This window comes from Herbaspirillum autotrophicum (genome assembly GCF_001189915.1).
Lineage (GTDB): Bacteria > Pseudomonadota > Gammaproteobacteria > Burkholderiales > Burkholderiaceae_D > Herbaspirillum > Herbaspirillum autotrophicum.
This window is the reverse complement of sequence record NZ_LFLS01000016.1, coordinates 56,009-74,282: the sequence shown is the minus strand read 5'-3', so window position 1 is coordinate 74,282 and position 18,274 is coordinate 56,009. Positions and strand designations below refer to the sequence as shown.

Here is an 18,274-nt window from a genome sequence, read left to right as displayed (position 1 = left end):
GCGCGCACCGGAGTGCCGCGCCCTGGCATCATGTGCGACTACGATCCTGAAGATAAGCGACTACCGCCGCCAGTTCACCACAAAACGCGATGCGTTCTTCCTTGATCCGGCGCTGGTGCGCGTAGATCGGATCGTAGTATTCACGCAGCAATGTGCTGATCCATTCCCGATGCAATGCCAGTGACCCGCTGCGCGCCTGTTCCGCCAATGCCGCGCTGAGGATGGATGTCAACTGTGCATGGCGCTGGAAGCCGAGGCGCTTTTGAATGTTCGTCAGCGCCAGCAGCAGATGTTGCGAGAACAAGGTGAAACCGTTGTCGGGATACATCGCCTGATAATCGCTGCCGAGGCGCATGACATAATCGCGCAGGATGCGGTCAACGCGGCCATCGAGGGTATCTTCCAGCCACACCATCGGAAATTGCTGCATGCCCTGATACAGCGGCAGCGGCAATGCGCAGCGGCCGATCAGCCGGCTCTCATCTTCCACCACCAGTTGTCGGTTGCCGGCTGCCCGCTTTTTCAGGATATCGATGGCCAGCCGGTTTTCGAAATCGATATTGGATGGCTGGCCACCCAGGCGCTTGCCGAAGCTCGATCCGCGATGATTGGCATGGGCTTCCAGATCGAGTCCGTGTTGCAGTTGAATCAGGGCATCGGTTTTGCCGCAACCGGTCATGCCGCCGATGACGATGAATTCGCAATTCGCCACGGCATCATCAATGGTATGCAGCAAGAAGCCGCGCATCGCCTTGTAACCGCCGATCACGCGCGGGTAATCGATACCGGCTTCGCTGCGCAGCCATTGCTGTGAAATCCTGGAGCGCAAGCCGCCACGAAAGCAATAGAGCACGCCATCCGGATTGGCGCGGGCAAATTCGGACCATGCTGCAATCCGTTGTGCTTTGGTGGTGCCGCTGACGAGTTGATGGCCGAGTGCGATTGCCGCTTCCTGACCTTGCTGTTTATAGCAAATACCGACCGCTTCCCGTTCGGCATCCGTCATCAACGGCAAATTGACCGCGCCCGGGAATGCACCTTTGCCGAACTCAACCGGTGCCCGGGTATCCAGCATCGGCGTGTTGTTCAAGAAAAGTTCGCGGCTGACCTGGACGTCGTTGGCCATCAGACAACCTCGACCGCGTATGGCTGTCGCTCAACCAGACGGCCGATGGGATTGAGATGCAAGCCGAGTTGGCCGGCGCTGGCGAGAAATGCCGCGTTGCCTTCCGGCGTAACCGCCACCAGCAAGCCGCCGCTGGTTTGCGGATCGCACAGCAATTGCTTTTGTACGTCGCTGAGCGTGCCGATGCGCTGGCCATAGCTTTCGTAGTTGCGACCGGTGCCGCCCGGGATGCAGTCTTGCGCCAGATAATGTTCAATGCCGGCCATGCGCGGCACATGGGCAAAGTCGATGCGGGCGCTGACGCCGCTGCCGTCGCACATTTCAATCAGATGGCCGAGCAAGCCAAAGCCGGTGACGTCGGTCATGGCGCTGACGCCCGGTAATTTGCCGAAGCTGCTGCCGGCCTTGTTCAGTACGCACATCCAGTCGCGCGCCAGCCCGGTATCTTCGGCGCGCAGTTTGGCTTTCTTCTCGGCCGTGGTGAGAATGCCCACGCCCAGCGGTTTGGTCAGGTACAGCAGGCAACTGGCGCTGGCAGTGTCATTGCGTTTCATGTGCCGTTTGTCAACTACGCCGGTCACGGCCAGACCAAAGATCGGTTCCGGCGCATCAATCGAATGGCCACCAGCCAGTGGGATACCGGCGGCATCGCAGACCGCCCGGCCGCCGCGAATCACTTCGCGTGCGATCTCCGGTGCCAGCAATTTGATCGGCCAGCCAAGAATCGCAATCGCCATCAAGGGATCGCCGCCCATGGCATAGATATCGCTGATGGCATTGGTGGCGGCAATGCGGCCGAAGTCGAACGGATCGTCGACGATCGGCATGAAGAAATCGGTAGTGGATACCACGCCACGGTGCTCATCGAGTGCGTACACGGCGGCATCATCGCGTGATGCGTTGCCGACCCACAGTTTCGGGTCCAGGTTCTGCGCGCCGCTGCCGGCCAGAATCACATCCAGCACTTGCGGTGAAATCTTGCAGCCGCAGCCGGCACCGTGGCTGTATTGGGTCAGGCGGACGGGTTCATTCATGGCGGTTCCGGTTCATGCAGAGGGAAAGCGGTCAATGTTAGCAGAGTGTCCCGTGGCGCTGACGTCAGCGCCAAAATACTGCTGGCCGGTGGTCAGTCTGACGCCATCCGGCGCCGCGCAACCCCGCTATCCATCTGCGATACCGCAGCCCAAACTGTGCATAACTACAGTGCATATCACACTAAAGCTGTTTCAAATCAACAAGTTAACCTGTTGATAACACTGTGAGTAAACACAGTGCCCCCTGTTGCCGTTGGGTTTGCATGCGTATTTGCGGAGTGTACAGACCCGGTTTGCCGTGCCGCGCTGCGGGGCGAGCAGAGGTGTCGCCGACCTGGTGGCCGCTGTGGCCAACCCGGGTGCGGCGCACAGGCAACATCCGCCTGCTTTCTGCCCGTGAAAACTGTGCATAAGTACAGTGGATATCACGGTAAAGCCCTTTCAAATCAACAAGTTAACCTGTTGATAATACTGTGAGTAAACACAGTGTCGATTGGCGCATAGCATTGTTACCGGCCGGGGCATGTAGCGCCGGGCGGATTGGTGAACTGGTGGCCGCTGGTTCGGACTCAGTCACCCAAATCAATCAACGCCGCCAGCGGCACGCCCGGCGGATTTTCATACATGCCGAGTACCCAGGCGCGCGTCGGCTCGGTGGCGGCTTGATTGAGTTGTTGCGTGACGAAATTGATCGAACCCTGATCGAGTCCGGCGAACGGGTCATCGATCAGATTCAATGCCGCACCGGAGGCAAACGCCGCCGCCTGCCATACCTTGCGCTTGCTGCCGGTCGACAGCATGAACAGCTTCTTTTCCATATGCGGCGTCAACGACAAGCCGGCGATCAGGGCGGGCAAGCGTGACTGGTCAAAGCTGGCATAACGCGCTGCCACTGAAGCGAAATATTCCGGCACGCTCATCTGGTCGAATGCCTCCGACCGCGGATGGACCCAGAACACTTGTTGCCGGTAAGCTTCGGCCTGTTGCGCGAGGCTGATGCCGTTGAGTTGCAATTGCCCGCCTTGCGCCGCCAGATCGCCGGCCAGCAAACGCAGCAAGCTGGTCTTGCCGCGCCCGTCACCGCCGCGCACCAGCGTGATGCCGGCCGGAATCGATTGCGACCAGTCGCTGAACAACGGTCGGTCGGGATAGTTGAATGTGAGCTTGTCGGCTTGCAGGATGGTGGCTTGGGTTGCAGTCATGATATCGGTGAAATGGTCTCAAGCCACTGAGTATGCCATCCAATCAGTGCGCGAGATTGAATTTTTCCTGCAACAGGACTTCAATTCCGGCGCTGATCCGGCGGCACTCATCGGGCGTCAGTATGGCGAACTGCGACGACCATTTTTTTGCATCGATGCAGGCCGGAAAGCGCGGTGATTCACCCCATTGCCAATCTGCATGGCTGGCAGTTCTGCTGCGGCCGAAGATGTGCAGATGCACGCGCCGGTGGTCGCGTGGATTTTTGCTGCCGACCGGGGGCGCGGTGTCATGCAGCGACCAGTTGCCGGCTTCCCAATAATTGAGGCAGGCATCCTTCAGTTGCGGCAGTGTGGCCAGCATCGCTGCGCCGGTCGCCGCAACCAGAAATGACCAGTGCATCAGCTCTGATGCCGTCAATTCGCTGCGTTCCCACACTTCGCGTGGCGGGTTGACCAGCAAATGGCCGCCATCTTCGCGCCCGTTCAGGGGCGTCACCGGCAGTGTTACGGTGCCGCCGGCACCGGAAAAAATTACCTTGTTGTCACGCATTCCGAATCCTTGGAAAATGGTCAATGTTGTGATCAGCGCAGGAATCTGGCTTCCAGATCGCGCATATATGCATCGCCTTGCAAACCGATGATCTCGGCCACGGCAGGAATTTCCTTGTCGGCGTTGGCAATTCCGCCATCGCGCCGAATCTGTTCAAAGATCTTGCGCATGGCGCCGGCGGCAGCGCGGATCGCGTGATTACCGTAGATCACGATACCGACTTTGCCCAGCGCGGCAATATCGGCTTCGGTCAATTGCGGATAGGCGGTCGGCACCAGCACCAACGGTGTCTTGCCGGGCCAGGCAGCAATGAAAGACAGAATTTCATCGGGTGTCTTTTGCTTGGAATGAATCAGGATCGCATCGGCGCCGGCGTCGGCATACGCCAGCCCGCGCCGGATTGCTTCTTCCTGTCCCTGGCCTGCAATCAACGCTTCGACTCGGGCGATCACCACAAAATCCGTGTCGCTGCGGGCGTTGATGGCGGCTTCCACCTTGCCTTGAAATTCTTCGATCCGCACCAGTTCCTGACGGCCATCGGCACGCAGGCTGGTGTCCTTGGGAAAGGTCTTGTCTTCCATCACGATGGCCGAGGCGCCGGCTGCTTCGTATTGCGGGATGATGTAACTGACGTTGATGGCATTGCCAAAACCGGTATCGATATCGGCGATCAGCGGCACCGATACCACCGAGGCAATCGCCCGCATCATGTCCAGATGGGTACCCATCGACAGAATATTGGCATCCGGTACTGCATAACTGGCAGAGAGTTCAAAACCGCTGCCCCAGATGCCGCCGAATCCGGCTTGTTCGGCCAGCTTTGCCGCCAGCGGATTATGCGCCGCCATCGCGGTAAACAGCGAGCCGCTGTTGAGGGCTTCACGCAATATTTTGTTTTTGCTCATCATTGATCCTTGCTGTGGGTATCTCGTTATTGCAGGCGCGCGCAGGCGGCAGCGATGCGCGCCGTGGCGGCCTTGAGTTCGTCATCGGCGGCGGCATACGACACGCGGAAGTGGCCGGGCAATTCAAATGCAGTACCGGGTACCACGGCCACGCCGCTTTCGCGCAGCAGATAAAGCGCCAGTTCGGTATCGGTAGAAATCAGATTGCCAGACGGATCGCGTCGTCCGAGCAGGCCCATGCAACCGGGGAAGGCATAGAACGCGCCGGGTGGCAGATCGCAACTGATGCCGTCGATCTGACGCAGATCACCGACCACCTGGTCGCGGCGTTGGCGGAATGCGTCGACAAATCCTGGCAAGAAATCCATCGGCCCGTCGAGTGCGGCAATCGCTGCGGCCTGGCTGATCGAACTGGTATGTGACGTGGATTGCGACTGCACCAGATTCATGGCCTTGATCAGTTCCTTGGGACCGGCGCCGAAGCCCACGCGCCAGCCGGTCATGGCATAGGCTTTGGAGACGCCGTTGATGGTCAGGGTGCGGGCTGCCAGTTCTGGCGTGACGGCGGCCGGTGTGGCAAATGGCGCGGCGTCATAACGAATTTTTTCATAGATGTCATCGGCCATGATCCAGACTTGCGGATGACGCAACAACACTGCCGTCAGTGCTGCCAGCTCGGCGGCGCTGTAGATCGCCCCGCTCGGATTGGAAGGCGAATTGAGCATGATCCATTTGGTGCGCGGAGTGATCGCTTCTTCCAGTTGCCCGGGCGTGATCTTGAAGCCGCTGGCGGCATTGCAGCGCACGATTACCGGGGTGCCACCGGCCAGCAATACCATTTCCGGATAAGACACCCAGGCCGGGGTCGGGATCACGACTTCATCGCCATCGTTGATGGTGGCTTGCAGTGCGTTGTACAGCAATTGCTTGGCGCCGCAACCGACCTGCACCTGTTCCGGCGTAAACCGCAACGCGTTATCGCGTTCGAACTTGCGGCACACCGCTTCGCGCAAGGCCAGCGTGCCAGGTACCTCGGTATAGCGCGATTCATTGCGATCAATTGCCGCCTTGGCGGCTTCGCGTACATGCAGCGGTGTCGGAAAATCCGGCTCGCCCTGGCTCAGCGTGATGATGTCGCGCCCGGCCAGTCGCAGTTGATTGGCCAGATGCGTCATTTCCTTGGTGGCGGAAGGCTTGGCACCCAATACGCGGGTGGCCAGAAACGGCGTTGCTTCAGATGTGGAGTCGTTCATTCTATGGTTCCTACCTTGAGACGGAAAATCCAGCGCGCCAGCGCCAGCGGAGTGAAGATCGTCAATAACAGCAGTACGCTGTAAGCACAGGCCAGCGCCAGACGGCCGCTGTCTACCTGTTGGAAGATTTCAATCGGCATGGTGTTCATGCCGCCGAAATACAAAACGATGGTGGCCGACAGTTCCGATAATGTGGTGACCCACATCAGCACCGCTGCAGCGCCCACCGAGGGACCGATCACCGGCAGCACGACACGGAAAAAACTGCCGAGGGTACCGACCCCGAGACTCATGGAGGCTTCTTCAATCGAGTCCTTGAGGTTATGCAATGGTCCGGTTGCCGAGCGCACGCTGCTTGGCACGCGGCGCAGAAAATATGCCAGCGCCATGATGACCCAGGTGCCGGTCAGCGCCAGCGGCCCGGTGCTGAATGAATTGATCAGGGCGATACCGAGTACGGTGCCGGCGATCGTCAGCGGCAAGGTCACCAGCACATCCAGCACATGCGTGATCAGTGAACGGCGTTTGACGATCAGATAGGCCGCGGCAATCGAAAACACCACACCGGTCAGGGTCGCGATGGTCGACAGGAACAGCGAGTTGTACAAAGGTTCCGGTGCGCGCAGCAAGGCGTACCGGAAATGGTTGAGCGTAAAGCCGCCGTATTGCAATACCGGTCCCACCGAAGGCGTGAAGGCGGTGATCAAGACCACCAGTGCCGGCAACAATGACAACGCCACGATCAGCAACACGCTGCCGGCCGCTGCCGTAGCTTTGCCGCCCTTGAGCGGGAATGTCAGCGGCGTGCGTCCGGATTCCATTTGAAATTGACGCCGCTCAACCACGAACTTCTGCAACAACAGCAAACCGGCGCCGAGATAAACCAGCAACGAGGCCATGGTGGTTTGCATTTGCGGATTACCGCCCATTTCACTGACGAATTCGTTATAGGCCTTGACCGCCAATACCGGTGTGCGCGCGCCAAGAATCGCCGGTACGCCGAAACTGCCGATCACATGAGTAAACACAATCAAGGCCCCGGCGAATACCGATGGCAGCAACAGCGGCAGCGTGACGCCCAGCAGCACACCCGACAGCGGACGTCCCAGACTCAGTGCCGCCTCTTCCAGATTGCGATCCATCGATTTCAGGCCAACCAGCACTGCCACGAAAGCGAAGACGTAATTGTTGAGCGTCATCACAAAGACCAGCCCCCACCACGAATACAGGGACGGCAGTTCGATGCCGAACGGGCTGAGCCAGTTGTTGACCAAGCTTTGTTTGCCGAGTATCAGCACCCATGAGGCGGCCACCACGACATCCGGAATCACCATCGTGATCAGCGGCAAAAACAGCACCAGCCCGGCCAACGGGAATGTGCAGCGGGCTACCACCAATGCCAGCGCACCACCGGTCAACATCGAGAAGAAGGTCACCGCGACCCCGAGAATCAAGGTGTTGAAAAATACGTCGCGATAAGAAGCTTCGGAAAAGAAACGCACGTAGCCATGCAAGCCCCATTGTCCATCTGTATTGACGAAGGATTTTCCCAGCATCGATACCAGCGGCCACAACAGAAATACCATCATCAGACCGATGGCAAGCAATGCGACGGCCAGCCATGCCGGATCGCGCCTGAGTTTGCCGGCGATCATGCGGTCCCCACCAGATGGGCATCGGATGGCAACTGCAGCAACACGTTTTCACCGCGTGTGCGCTGCCGCTGGTCGCGGTTGCCGCTACTGGCGACGGTAATCATGCCGGCCCGGGTATGTACGGTATAGCTGGTCAGGCTGCCGCGAAATTCGACATGTTCGACTACGCCGGCGAGCTGGCCATCGCCGGCGGCGCCGATATGCGCATCAGCATCGGCGAATGAAATTTCTTCACTGCGCACCGCCAGTTTGACGCCCGCTTGAAATGGCACCGCACTGTTGGTCAGCAATACCCCGGCCGCTGAAGCCAACCGGCGCAAGCCGTTGCTCGCGGGCAGCTCTTGCGTGATGCTGATCAGATTGGCGCTGCCGACAAAATCGGCAACGAACGTGGTACCGGGACGGCTGTAAACTTCGCGCGGAGTACCGAGCTGCACAATGCGACCGCGATCCATGACGGCAATCTGATCCGACATTGCCAGCGCTTCTTCCTGATCATGCGTCACGAATACCGTAGTGATGCCGGCTTCGATTTGCAATTCGCGGATCATGCTGCGCAATTCGACGCGCAGTTTCACATCGAGCGCCGATAGCGGTTCGTCCAGCAACAGCAGCTTGGGTTCGATCACCAGCGCCCGCGCCATCGCCACGCGCTGACGCTGGCCGCCGGACAGTGCCGATGGCGCGCGATCGGCAAATGCCTCCAGCCCGACCCGTTTGAGCATGGCGAGTGCGCGTTCGGTGGCCTGATCGTTGGCGATGTTGCGCGCCGCCAGACCGTAGCAGACATTGGCCACAATCGAACGATCCGGAAACAACGCATAGTCTTGAAACACCATGCCGACGCCGCGCCGGTTGACCGGCACCGCCGTGACATCGGCGCCGCCAAACAGGATGCGGCCGCTGTCAGGTTTGATGAATCCGGCCAGCATCCGCAGCAAGCTGGTTTTGCCGCAACCTGACGGTCCCAGCAGCGTGAACAGCTTGCCGCTCGGTATCGTCAGATGCAACTGGCGAAACAAGGCTTGCTTGCCATAGCTCTGGTCAATATTTTCAAATGCAACTTGCATGCTCATCTCCTCCTTTTACGTGTTCAGCGGGCGGAGATGATTTGACGCCACTCGGCCAGAAAGGCGGAGCGTTCCTGTGCCATTTTGTTGTCATCGAGCGGTGCGACTTTGACGCTATTGAGTGCCGGCAAGGTCGACAAGGCGCTGACATCAATGTCGGTGCGCAGCGGGCGGCGATAGGCCGACTTGAAGATCTCGGCCTGGGCTTTTTTGGAAGCCAGGAATTCATACAGACGACGTGCTTCCGCCGGATGCTTGGCGCCCTTGATCAAGGCCATGCCCTCGACCGACATGAAGGTGCCTTCGGTCGGGTAGACCAGTTTGATTTCCTTGAGACCGCCGGCCACATATTCATAGGCGGCATATTCCATGGTCAGTGCTACCGCAAATTCACCCTTGGCAACGCCGTCATAAGCTGCCGAAGTGGTGCCGACGATGGTGGCATTGCGGGCGATGCGGCTCAGCATGTCCTTGCCGAGGGTTTTTTGCAAACCGTACAAGGCCACGTAAGAAGCGCTGGTGCGTTCCGGATCGGGGATCACCAGCCGGCCTTTCCAGCGCGGATCGGCCAGATCGGCCCAGCTTTTCGGCAACGGGCCATCGGTAATCTGGCGGGTATTCACCATCAACACGTTGAGATGCACATTGGTGCCGAGCCACAGGCCGTCGGGGCCGCGATAGGCCGCCGGAATGGTGCTTGCCTGCGGCGATGCGTAGGGTTCGAATTGCGCCTTGAACTCGGCCATCGTCGCCAGCCCGCCGGACCAGAACATGTCGCCGAGCGGATTGGCCGCCTCGGCCTTGATCCGTTGCATCAGCGCCCCGGTGCCGGCCCGCACCACGGCTACCTTGATATCAGGATTTTCTTTGGTGAACAGGTCTACCACCCGGTTCACGGTTTCCACATTGTTGGAGGAGTACAAGACCACTTCGGCAGCCGTGACCGGCTTTGCCAGGAAACCTACCGTTATGAGTAATAAAGATAGTAGACGCGACTGCTGCAACATGATTTACCTTTCGTGAGAGATGGGTCAAACTGAGGCCGCAATGATTGCAATGTACTATTACAGTCATGTGACAGAAAAGCGCCACTATCTCAATCAACGCATAACAGGATGAGTTTTAATCATGCTGAAAAATCTTGATGTCCCGCTGACGGCGATCCGCGCCTTCGTCACTATTGGTCGCCATGGCACCTTTACCCGCGCGGCAGCGGCGCTGGGCATTACCCAAAGCGCGGTCAGTCGCCATGTGGCGACGCTGGAAAAAGCGGCCGGTATCAAGTTGTTTGAACGGCGCGGGGCGACCATTGCACTGACCACTGCCGGGTCGCAGTACTACGACGCGGTCAAGGATGCGGTGGCGACCATCGAACTCGCTACACAGCAAATGTTTCAGGGTGAAAACAACAGCGAGCGGCTGATGGTGCGTACCTCCATGCCGAGTTTTGCGATGACCGTGGTAGTGCCGATGCTGGGCGCATTCATGGCGCAATCACCGCTGCGGGTCGATCTCATCACGTCCTTGTCGCCGCCGCAGCCGCAGGATGAGTTCGATGTGCTGATCACGCGCGATCTGACCATGCCGAATACGGAAAGCTGGGAATTGTTGCAAGAAGAATTGGTCTGCGTGGGTGCGCCGCATCTGGTGCAGAAGCATCGGACGCAGGCGCCGCATCGCTGGCCCATGATTGCCACCACGTCGCGCCCCGACATCCTCGCGACCTGGGCGGTGGCCAAGGATATTTCACCCGACCGCTTGCATGTAGGTGCCATGTACGATCATATTTTTCTGGCGGTAGCGGCAGCCATCGGCGGTGCCGGTTTTTTTGTCGCGCCGCATTTGCTGGTACTGGATCAATTGCGCGCCGGGACGCTGGTGTTGCTCGACGAGCAAAAGATCGCTTCGGGCGCCACCTATTGGGCTTACATGAATTCGCAAACGCGGCAGGTGCAGGCCGGCCGCAATTTCTGCCGCTGGCTCAAGGGCATGTTGCGCGGTCGGACCAGTCAATTGGCGGACGGCTTGCCGGACCTTTCACGCGGGGATTGACCGGCCTTGGCATCACGCCCACAAATTGATCAGCGGTCCCGCCTCTTCAATCAAAAATGATTTTAATGCCTGCGCCGCCGGTGACAAACGCTTGGAAGCAAGATGCGTCACATGCCAGTGGCGCACGATCGGCAAGCCCTTGATGTCGAGCAGCACCAGATGGCCGCTGGCCAGTTCATGGCGGATCGTGCGCAGTGACAGGAAACTCAGTCCCATGCCGGCCATCACGGCCTGCTTGATGGTTTCATTGCTCGGCATTTCCATCACGATGGGCGGGTTGATGCCGTGTTCGGCAAATACGCGTTCCATCAACTGACGCGTGCCGGAGCCATCTTCGCGCACCACGAATTCCTGATCCCTGAGTATCGATAACGGCGCACTGCGCCGGCGTGACAACGGATGTTCCGGCGCGCTGATGACGCCCATCGGATTGGTGGCGAAGACCGTCGCCGCACATTCCATATCGTCCGGTGCGCGTCCCATGATGACCAGATCGATTTCATTGCGACCGAGCAGACTCATGATGTTGTCGCGGTTGTGCAATTGCAGTTTGACTTCGATATCCGGAAATTTCTTGCGGAAACGCACCAGCAACATCGGTACGAAATATTTGGCAGTACTGACGATGGCGAGATCCACGCGGCCTTTGCGTATTCCGCGCCGTTCGGCCATCGCATCTTCCAGTTGCTTCAGTTGCGCCACGGCGGAAATGGCGTATTGCTGGAAATCCTGACCGGCGTCGGTCAGCCGGATTTTGCGTCCCACCTGTTCATACAACGGCAAACCGACTGCCTCTTCCAGCTGCTTCATCTGCATCGAAATTGCCGGCTGCGTCACATGCAGATTCTCGGCGGCACGTGATACGGAAAGCTCGCGCGCGACCTCCAGAAACGTATCGAGTTGTCGGATCGTATAGCGGCGCATTGTTTTAACCCATCAGTTTTGTCTTATGAAACTTCAAATTTTATTTATTAGACCTGATGTTAGGCGTTTTATATAGTCGTGTCCATTGTCAGCACAACACAGGAGAACACGATGGGAAACATGGACGAAGGCGCAGTCATGGACGCAAAGAAACGTTACTCGGCAGGCGTCTTGAAGTACGCCCAGATGGGTTACTGGGACGGTGATTATGTCCCCAAGGAAACTGATGTGCTGGCGCTGTTTCGCATCACGCCGCAGGATGGCGTCGATCCGATAGAAGCCGCCGCCGCCGTGGCCGGTGAATCATCGACGGCGACCTGGACCGTGGTCTGGACCGATCGCCTGACCGCCTGTGACATGTATCGCGCCAAGGCCTATCAGGTCGAGCCGGTGCCGAACAATCCGGGTCAGTACTTTTGCCGCGTGGCTTACGACTTGTCGTTGTTCGAAGAAGGTTCGATTGCCAACGTCACCGCGTCCATCATCGGCAACGTGTTCAGTTTCAAGCCACTGAAGGCAGCGCGGCTGGAAGACATGAAATTCCCGGTGGCCTATGTCAAGACCTTCCCCGGTCCGCCGACCGGGATCATTGTCGAACGCGAACGCCTGGACAAATTCGGCCGGCCGCTGCTCGGCGCCACTACCAAGCCCAAGCTCGGTTTGTCGGGCCGCAACTATGGCCGCGTGGTGTACGAAGGTCTCAAGGGTGGCCTCGACTTCATGAAGGATGACGAGAACATCAACTCGCAGCCATTCATGCACTGGCGCGACCGCTTCCTGTTCGTGATGGAAGCCGTCAACCGCGCGTCCGCCGCCAGCGGCGAAGTCAAAGGGCATTACCTCAACGTCACGGCCGGCACCATGGAAGAAATGTATCGCCGCGCCGAATTCGCCAAAGAACTCGGTTCGGTGGTGATCATGGTCGATCTGGTGGTGGGCTGGACCGCGATTCAGTCGATGTCGTACTGGTGTCGTCAGAACGATATGGTGCTGCACATGCACCGCGCCGGTCACGGCACCTATACCCGCCAGAAAAATCACGGCGTCTCGTTTCGCGTGATTGCCAAATGGCTGCGCCTGTGCGGCGTCGATCATTTGCATACCGGCACTGCGGTCGGCAAGCTGGAAGGCGATCCGATGACAGTGCAAGGCTATTACAACATTTGCCGCGACACTCATACCAAGGTCGATCTGGCGCGCGGCATCTTCTTCGATCAGGACTGGGGTTCGCTGCGCAAGGTGATGCCGGTGGCATCGGGCGGGATTCATGCCGGCCAGATGCATCAGTTGCTTGATCTGTTCGGCGATGACGTCGTGCTGCAATTCGGCGGCGGCACCATCGGCCATCCGCAAGGCATCCAGGCCGGGGCCACGGCCAACCGCGTGGCGCTGGAAGCGATGGTGCTGGCGCGCAATGAAGGACGTGACATCAAGAATGAAGGACCGGAAATCCTGCGCCAGGCTGCGACCTGGTGCGGACCGCTGAAGGCGGCGCTGGATACCTGGGGCGAAGTGTCATTCAACTACGCCTCCACCGATACCTCGGATTTCGTGCCGACGGCGTCAGTGGCCTGATCCGCTTTGCGGTCACCGTCAAACCATTACAAGGAAACATCATGCGCATTACACAAGGGACTTTTTCTTATCTGCCGGAACTGAGCGACCAGCAGATTACCGCTCAGGTTGATTATTGCCTCGACAAGGGCTGGGCGCTGGCAATCGAATACACCGATGATCCGCACCCGCGCAATACCTACTGGGAAATGTTCGGGCCGCCGATGTTCGATCTGCGCGATGCCGCCGGCGTCATGCGCGAGCTGGCTAACTGCCGCCAGACTTTTCCGCAGCACTACATCCGCATGACCGCATTCGATTCCAGCATGGGGGTGGAATCGCTGGTGGCTGCATTCATCGTCAACCGGCCAGACAAGGAACCGGGCTTCCGTCTGGTGCGGCATGAAGATGCCGGCCGCAAGATCCGCTACAGCATCGAAAGCTATGCGGTGCAGGCGCAACCCGAAGGTTCTCGTTACTGATCGCCGTTCTTATTCACCCACAGGAATTTGCCATGTCTACTTCCGCGTTTGTTTCAGCAGCTCCGCCGGCGGCCAGCGTCAATCCGCTGACGCAAGCGCTGGCGGCATCCGGCATTCCCGCCTTGCTGGCCCGGCTCGACCGGGAATTGATCGGACTGGCGCCGGTCAAGCAGCGCATTGCCGATATTGCGGCCTTGCTGCTGGTGGATAAATTGCGCGCCGAGCGCGGCCTGAGTGCCGGCGCGCCCAGTCTGCACATGTGCTTTTCCGGTAATCCCGGCACCGGCAAGACCACGGTTGCACTGCGCATGGCGTCGCTGTTGCATCAGCTCGGATATATCCGCAAGGGGCATCTGGTGACGGTCACGCGTGACGATCTGGTCGGCCAGTACATCGGCCACACCGCGCCGAAAACCCGCGAAGTGCTCAAGCGCGCAATGGGCGGCGTGTTGTTTATCGATGAAGCGTATTACCTGTATCGGCCGGAGAATGAGCGCGATTACGGCCAGGAAGCGATTGAAATCCTGCTGCAGGAAATGGAAAACCACCGCGATGATCTGGTCGTGATTCTGGCCGGCTACAAAGATCGCATGGATCAGTTCTTCCAGTCGAATCCCGGCATGTCGTCGCGCATCGCGCATCACATCGATTTTCCTGATTACGACATTGACGAGCTGGCGCAGATTGCGGGACTGATGCTGGACACCATGCAATACCGTTTCGACCACGAAGCGGAAGCCGTCTTCGTCGCGTATCTGGAGCGTCGCATTCAACAACCGAATTTCGCCAATGCACGCAGTGTCCGCAATGCGCTGGATCGTGCCCGCTTGCGCCACGCTTCGCGCCTGATGCGGCAGCCGGAGCTGCTCGATGATGGTCAGGCCGGACAGGCGCTGAGCACCCTGAGCGCGGCGGATCTGCGCGCCAGCCGGGTATTCGGTGCACCGGCGCCCACGAAGGAAAATCCCTCATGTTGAACGCCCTGATTTTTGATGTCGACGGTACCCTGGCCGATACCGAAACGGCGCACCGCATCGCCTTCAACACCACGTTCCGTGAAGTCGGCCTCGACTGGCACTGGAGCGAATCGGTCTATGCCGGCCTGCTGGATGTCGCCGGCGGCAAGGAACGTCTGCTGCACTACTGGAACATGGTCGACCCGGAAGAAGCGCGCGGCGTCATGGTCGCTGAAACCATTGCCGCCGTGCATGCACTCAAGACCCGTCATTACACCGCCATGGCTGCCGGTGGCAAGCTGCCGTTGCGGCCCGGCGTGTTGCGCCTGATCGGCGAGGCACGCGCCGCCGGTATGCCGATGGCGATTGCCACCACCACTACGCCGGCCAATGTGCATGCCTTGTTGCGCGGACCATTAGGTGAGGATTGGCGCTCCCTGTTCGTCAGCGTGTGCGATGCCTCGACCGCGATCAACAAGAAGCCGGCGCCGGATGTGTATCTGGCGGCGCTGGCAGGGCTGGGTGTGGCGGCCAATGCTTGCCTGGCATTCGAAGATTCCGAAAATGGCTTGCGGGCCGCACGCGCTGCCGGCATTCCCACCGTGGTGACGCCGACCGCGTATACCGCCGGTCATCGTTTCGATGGCGCGCTCAATGTGGTGGCCGATCTGGGTGATCTCGATCTGGCCACCTTGCGCCGCTGGCATGCGCAAACCTGTGACGAGGCAGCCTGATATGCAACATGTTTCCGATAGATCTTCCGCCATCCGTATCGCGCCTTCGATTCTGTCGGCCGACTTTGCCCGCCTCGGCGAAGAAGTCCGTGCGATTGAAGCTGCCGGCGCCGACATGGTCCACGTCGACGTAATGGATAACCACTATGTGCCGAATCTGACCATCGGCCCGCTGGTGTGCGCCGCCATTCGTCCGCATGTGCGGATTCCGATTGACGTGCATTTGATGGTGCAGCCGGTGGATGCGCTGATTCCATTGTTCGCCAAGGCCGGCGCCAATCTGATCACGTTCCATCCGGAAGCCAGCCTGCATCCCGACCGCACGCTGACCCTGATTCGTGAACATGGTTGCCGCGCCGGACTGGCGCTCAATCCGGCGACCTCGCTGTCGGTACTCGAGCACCTGATGGACAAGCTCGACATGCTGTTGCTGATGAGCGTCAATCCCGGTTTCGGCGGCCAGCAATTCATTGCGTCGACGCTGGCCAAGCTCACCGTTGCGCGTGAACGCATCGATGCTCACACCGCTGCCGGCGGTCAGCCGATCTGGTTGCAAGTCGATGGCGGCATCAAGCCGGACAACATCGCCGCCGTCAAACGTGCCGGCGCCGACACCTTCGTTGCCGGCAGCGCCGTGTTTGGTGCGGCTGACGACGACGGCGGTTACCGCACGGTGATCCGCCATCTGCGCCAGCAGGCGCAACAAGGATAGCGCCGCACCGCATTTGATTCAGTTTCAAAAAATATAAAGACCCGACCGGAGACCGCCATGCCACTCACGCAACATCGCACTACCCTGACCCAGTTTCTGATCGAAGAACGGCGTCGCTATCCGCATGCCAGCGGTGACTTCAACACGCTGATCCTGAATGTCGCGCTGGCCTGTAAAAGCATCGCCCGTGCGGTGGCATTCGGTGCGCTCGGCGGCGTGCTCGGTGACGCCGGCGGCAAGCATGCGGCGGCCGCCATCAATGTCCAGGGCGAGACGCAAAAGGAACTCGATGTCCTGAGCAATGAAGCCTTCTTGCGCATTACCGAATGGGGCGGCCAACTGGCCGGCATGGCGTCGGAAGAAATGGCGGAGCCGTATCAGATTCCGGCGCGTTTTCCGAAAGGAAAATACTTGCTGGTATTCGATCCGCTCGACGGCTCGTCCAACATCGACGTCAACGTTTCGGTCGGCAGCATCTTTTCGGTATTGCGGGCACCGGATGGCGTACAGGTCGCCAGCGAAGAAGACTTTTTGCAACCGGGTACGCAGCAACTGGCGGCCGGTTATGCCATATACGGCCCGGCCACCATGCTGGTGCTGACGGTCGGCAATGGCGTCAACGGTTTTACGCTGGATCCGAATCTCGGTGAATTCATGCTGACCCATCCGGACATGCAGATTCCGCCCGATACCAGCGAGTTCGCCATCAATTCGTCCAACAGCCGCTTCTGGGAAGCACCGGTCAAACGCTATGTCGACGAGTGCACCGCCGGTAAAAGCGGCGAACGCGGCAAGGACTTCAACATGCGCTGGATTGCCTCGATGGTGGCCGAAGCGCATCGCATCCTGATGCGCGGCGGCGTGTTCCTGTATCCGCGCGACAGCAAGGACCCGGCCAAGGCCGGTCGTCTGCGCCTGTTGTACGAAGCCAATCCTATCGGCTTCATCATGGAGCAGGCCGGCGGTCGCGCCAGCACTGGTCGCCAGGCCGTGACGGCGGTGCAGCCGGAAGCGCTGCATCAGCGCATCGGCCTGATCTTCGGTTCGCGCAATGAGGTGGATCGCATCGAGCGCTATCACCATACGCCGCCGCCGGAAGAGTTGACCAATCCGCTGTTCAAGGAACGCAGCCTGTTTCGTCTGCCGAATTAAAACCATCAATCCGAGAGCACCCTGCCATGTCAGAACGTCATCCCATTATTGCCATCACCGGTTCCTCGGGAGCCGGGACCACCTCGGTCACGCGCACCTTCGAAAACATTTTCCGGCGCGAGCAGGTGCGCTCGGTGATTGTCGAAGGCGACAGTTTTCATCGTTACGACCGCAATGAAATGCGGGTCCGGCTGGCCGCTGCGGAAGCGGCCGGTGATAATAACTTCAGCCACTTCGGCCCCGACACCAATCTGTTTCAGGAACTGGAAAGCCTGTTTGCCGATTACGCCCGCACCGGCACCGGCAAGCGGCGCAAGTATTTGCACGACAGCGGCGAAGCCGCACCCTATCAGCAAGAACCCGGCACCTTCACGCCGTGGGAAACCCTGCCGGCCGACAACGATTTGCTGTTCTATGAAGGCTTGCACGGCGGTGTCATCACCGATCAGGTCAATATCGCGCAACACCCGGATTTGCTGATCGGCGTGGTGCCGGTCATCAATCTGGAGTGGATACAAAAGCTGTGGCGCGACAAATCCAAGCGCGGTTATTCGACTGAAGCCGTGACCGATACGATTTTGCGTCGCATGCCGGATTACGTGAATTACATCTGTCCGCAGTTTTCGCATACCCATGTCAATTTCCAGCGCGTACCTTGTGTCGATACCTCGAATCCGTTTATCGCACGTGAAATTCCGGCGCCCGATGAAAGTCTGGTGGTGATCCGCTTCGCCAATCCGAAAGGCATCGACTTTCCGTATCTGCTCAACATGGTGCATGACTCCTTCATGTCGCGCGCCAATACCATCGTGGTGCCGGGCGGCAAGATGGAACTGGCGATGCAATTGATTTTCACCCCGTTCATCTTGCGCATGATGGAACGCAAGAAACGCGCGGCGGCGGCACTTTGACT

General features: G+C 59.2%; 18 protein-coding genes. 8 read left to right on the top strand and 10 right to left on the bottom strand.

The window, feature by feature from the left end; genetic code table 11:
• Window positions 1-28: 28 nt before the first annotated feature.
• From mnmH to AKL27_RS13960, 9 genes are all read right to left on the bottom strand, one after another.
• A complete protein-coding gene (gene mnmH / locus AKL27_RS14000; protein WP_050463451.1) occupies window positions 29-1,126 on the bottom strand; it encodes a tRNA 2-selenouridine(34) synthase MnmH in 1,098 nt (365 codons plus the stop codon).
• Entirely contained in the window at window positions 1,126-2,160 is a 1,035-nt protein-coding gene (selD, locus tag AKL27_RS13995; protein WP_050463450.1) for a selenide, water dikinase SelD, read from the bottom strand. Before selD ends, mnmH begins: the two co-directional genes overlap by 1 nt.
• Window positions 2,161-2,729: 569 nt before the next feature.
• The gene (locus AKL27_RS13990; RefSeq protein WP_050463449.1) at window positions 2,730-3,362 is read right to left on the bottom strand and encodes an ABC transporter ATP-binding protein; all 633 of its coding nucleotides are present in this window, start codon (window positions 3,360-3,362) and stop codon (window positions 2,730-2,732) included.
• Between the two features lie 43 nt (window positions 3,363-3,405).
• Window positions 3,406-3,912 carry a hypothetical protein gene (locus tag AKL27_RS13985; RefSeq protein WP_050463448.1) on the bottom strand — a complete coding sequence of 169 codons (507 nt, stop codon included), beginning with the start codon at window positions 3,910-3,912 and terminating at the stop codon, window positions 3,406-3,408.
• A gap of 32 nt (window positions 3,913-3,944) precedes the next feature.
• Entirely contained in the window at window positions 3,945-4,817 is an 873-nt protein-coding gene (locus tag AKL27_RS13980; protein WP_050463447.1) for a phosphonopyruvate hydrolase, read from the bottom strand.
• A 26-nt stretch (window positions 4,818-4,843) separates the two neighbouring features.
• Window positions 4,844-6,070, bottom strand: coding sequence for a pyridoxal phosphate-dependent aminotransferase (locus AKL27_RS13975; protein ID WP_050463446.1), 1,227 nt, complete (start codon window positions 6,068-6,070; stop codon window positions 4,844-4,846).
• The gene (locus AKL27_RS13970; protein WP_050463445.1) at window positions 6,067-7,725 is read right to left on the bottom strand and encodes an ABC transporter permease; all 1,659 of its coding nucleotides are present in this window, start codon (window positions 7,723-7,725) and stop codon (window positions 6,067-6,069) included. Before AKL27_RS13970 ends, AKL27_RS13975 begins: the two co-directional genes overlap by 4 nt.
• On the bottom strand, window positions 7,722-8,795 hold the full coding sequence (locus AKL27_RS13965) for an ABC transporter ATP-binding protein (protein WP_050463444.1): 1,074 nt from the start codon (window positions 8,793-8,795) through the stop codon (window positions 7,722-7,724). Before AKL27_RS13965 ends, AKL27_RS13970 begins: the two co-directional genes overlap by 4 nt.
• 23 nt (window positions 8,796-8,818) lie before the next feature.
• On the bottom strand, window positions 8,819-9,802 hold the full coding sequence (locus AKL27_RS13960; RefSeq protein ID WP_050463443.1) for an ABC transporter substrate-binding protein: 984 nt from the start codon (window positions 9,800-9,802) through the stop codon (window positions 8,819-8,821).
• A gap of 121 nt (window positions 9,803-9,923) precedes the next feature.
• On the opposite strand from AKL27_RS13960, the gene AKL27_RS13955 reads away from it, so the two are divergent.
• The gene (locus AKL27_RS13955; RefSeq protein ID WP_232310987.1) at window positions 9,924-10,847 is read left to right on the top strand and encodes a LysR family transcriptional regulator; all 924 of its coding nucleotides are present in this window, start codon (window positions 9,924-9,926) and stop codon (window positions 10,845-10,847) included.
• A gap of 12 nt (window positions 10,848-10,859) precedes the next feature.
• Here the strand turns inward: AKL27_RS13955 and AKL27_RS13950 are convergent, their stop codons facing one another.
• A complete protein-coding gene (locus AKL27_RS13950) occupies window positions 10,860-11,771 on the bottom strand; it encodes a LysR family transcriptional regulator (RefSeq protein WP_050463442.1) in 912 nt (303 codons plus the stop codon).
• A 111-nt stretch (window positions 11,772-11,882) separates the two neighbouring features.
• Between AKL27_RS13950 and AKL27_RS13945 the strand changes: the two genes are divergently transcribed.
• Genes AKL27_RS13945 through AKL27_RS13915 form a run of 7 tightly spaced genes read left to right on the top strand, consistent with a single transcriptional unit; the run spans window position 11,883 to window position 18,272 of the window.
• The gene (locus AKL27_RS13945) at window positions 11,883-13,346 is read left to right on the top strand and encodes a form I ribulose bisphosphate carboxylase large subunit (RefSeq protein ID WP_050463441.1); all 1,464 of its coding nucleotides are present in this window, start codon (window positions 11,883-11,885) and stop codon (window positions 13,344-13,346) included.
• A gap of 41 nt (window positions 13,347-13,387) precedes the next feature.
• Window positions 13,388-13,807 carry a ribulose bisphosphate carboxylase small subunit gene (locus tag AKL27_RS13940; RefSeq protein WP_050463440.1) on the top strand — a complete coding sequence of 140 codons (420 nt, stop codon included), beginning with the start codon at window positions 13,388-13,390 and terminating at the stop codon, window positions 13,805-13,807.
• Between the two features lie 32 nt (window positions 13,808-13,839).
• The gene (cbbX, locus tag AKL27_RS13935) at window positions 13,840-14,784 is read left to right on the top strand and encodes a CbbX protein (RefSeq protein WP_083439043.1); all 945 of its coding nucleotides are present in this window, start codon (window positions 13,840-13,842) and stop codon (window positions 14,782-14,784) included.
• A complete protein-coding gene (locus AKL27_RS13930; RefSeq protein WP_050463499.1) occupies window positions 14,781-15,497 on the top strand; it encodes an HAD-IA family hydrolase in 717 nt (238 codons plus the stop codon). Before cbbX ends, AKL27_RS13930 begins: the two co-directional genes overlap by 4 nt.
• 1 nt (window position 15,498) lies before the next feature.
• Entirely contained in the window at window positions 15,499-16,209 is a 711-nt protein-coding gene (rpe, locus tag AKL27_RS13925; protein ID WP_050463439.1) for a ribulose-phosphate 3-epimerase, read from the top strand.
• Window positions 16,210-16,266: 57 nt separating this feature from the next.
• Complete coding sequence (locus tag AKL27_RS13920; protein WP_050463438.1) at window positions 16,267-17,361, top strand: class 1 fructose-bisphosphatase; 1,095 nt, start codon at window positions 16,267-16,269, stop codon at window positions 17,359-17,361.
• A gap of 26 nt (window positions 17,362-17,387) precedes the next feature.
• Window positions 17,388-18,272, top strand: coding sequence for a phosphoribulokinase (locus AKL27_RS13915; protein ID WP_050463437.1), 885 nt, complete (start codon window positions 17,388-17,390; stop codon window positions 18,270-18,272).
• Window positions 18,273-18,274 lie beyond the last annotated feature (2 nt).